Origin of the sequence: Propioniciclava tarda (assembly GCF_900182665.1) — a bacterium.
GTDB classification, from domain to species: Bacteria; Actinomycetota; Actinomycetes; order Propionibacteriales; family Propionibacteriaceae; genus Propioniciclava; species Propioniciclava tarda.
On record NZ_FXTL01000035.1, the window covers coordinates 1 to 1629 of the forward strand.

A 1629-nucleotide genomic window follows, 5' to 3' on the forward strand; every position below is an offset into this window, starting at 1 on the left:
CCGGTGACCTTGCCGGTGGCGATCTCCAGGGCGGCGAACAGCGTGGTGGTGCCGTGCCGCACGTAGTCGTGCGTGCGCCGTTCCGGCAGGCCGGGATGATGCTCCTATTCCGTGTCAAGCAGCGTTGAGCCAGGCGCGGTAGCGGGTGGCCATTTCGTTGTTGGGTCGTCGCCCGAGCTCGAGTTCTCCGACGCGTGCGGGCCAGACCCCGAGGTGGTGGGCGGCGGCTGTGAGGGTCAGGTTCTTGGCTCGGCGGGCGGGCCGGAGGTCGCTGTAGTCGGGGACGGCGCAGTGTCCTGCCAGTGCTTGGAAGACCTCGCGGGCGACGGCGCGTTTGAGGGCACGGAAGACTGCTTTGGTGGTCCAGCCCTTGGCCAGGTGAGCATCGCGGTAGGCGCGGGTCGCTGGATCGTAGGACATCCGGACCTTGACTATGTGGTGCAGGGCGGCGTTGGCTTGCCGGTCCCCGCCGCGGGATAGGCGGTGACGGTCGGTGCGACCGGAGCTCACCGGGATCGGGGCGGTGCCGCACAAGGCTGCGAACGAGGCCGAGCTGCGGAGCCGGTCGGGGTTGTCGCCGGCGGTGATCAACAGCTGGGCTCCGATGACCGGCCCGACACCTTTCATGGCCAGCAGGGCGGGGTTGGTGGACGTGGCGCGTGCGGCCATCCGGGCCTCGAGGTCGGTGATTTCCTGACCGAGGGCGCGATGGCGTCGAGCCAGCGCGCGCAGGGCGTGCATCGTGTCGGCCAGATCAGGATTGGCTTGTTGTTCGGGACGCGTGTTGGTGAGGCTGGCAACGAGTTTCGCCTCTGACAGATCGCGGTACCGGTCCCGTAGCCGGGCAGGTGCGTTGACCAGCAGCGCCCCGATCTGACGCCACGCCGCCTGCTGGGCCTTCACTGCGGAACGGCGGGCGACGGTGAGGGCACGTAGCGGCTCGATCGACGCACTCTTGGGGTCTGTGCTGGCCTCGCCGGTCAACACCGACCGAGCGGCCCGGTAGGCGTCAAGTTGGTCGGTCTTGCCTTGACGCCGGCGTTCGGCGGGGCGAGTGCGGTTGACTTCGACGACCCGGATCCCGGCTGCTGTCACCGCCGTGGTGATCCCTATGCCGTAGCTGGAGGTGCCCTCGATGCCGACCGCTTGGAGGGGGCCATGCTCGATGAGCCAGGCAACGGCGCGGCGGTATCCGCCTTCCGTCGTGGGGAACTCGCGGTCCGTAACCGGCTGCCCGATCGCGGTGATGACCGCGACGTGGATGGTGTCCTTGTGGGAGTCGACGCCGCCGATCCCCGCCTGCGGGTTTGTCATGATGGGTCCTGCCCTTCCGTTCCGGTGGGTCGACGCCGGCCGGACCGGTCAGACAGGACATACACCAGGCCCCCGCTTGGGCCAGGCTCGTATTAGGTCATGCCCGACCGGCCGGCGCCGTGCAACGCTGACGGGGGTCGGACTGATCAGTCCATCGGTAGCCCAGCAGAGCACCAGTCAGATAAAGGGTCACGCCCCCGCCCAGCCCTACCAGCATGTATGTCAGATCGTCTGTGTAAGCGGTGAGTCTGGAGGAAGGATTCATGATGACCGTTGTGACAGATGAGAAGAAGGGCGTGGCGGCTCGTCGGGCGG

General features: G+C 68.0%; 1 protein-coding gene. It reads right to left on the reverse strand.

The features are described from left to right. Positions 1 to 114: 114 nt before the first annotated feature. Positions 115 to 1314 carry an IS110 family RNA-guided transposase gene (locus FN821_RS14035; protein ID WP_131173178.1) on the reverse strand — a complete coding sequence of 400 codons (1200 nt, stop codon included), beginning with the start codon at positions 1312 to 1314 and terminating at the stop codon, positions 115 to 117. Positions 1315 to 1629: the final 315 nt, after the last annotated feature.

Bases quoted from the DNA above. Each gene is read 5' to 3' on its own strand.
- FN821_RS14035 (WP_131173178.1), bottom strand. From the start codon at position 1,314: ATGACAAACCCGCAGGCGGGGATCGGCGGCGTCGACTCCCACAAGGAC.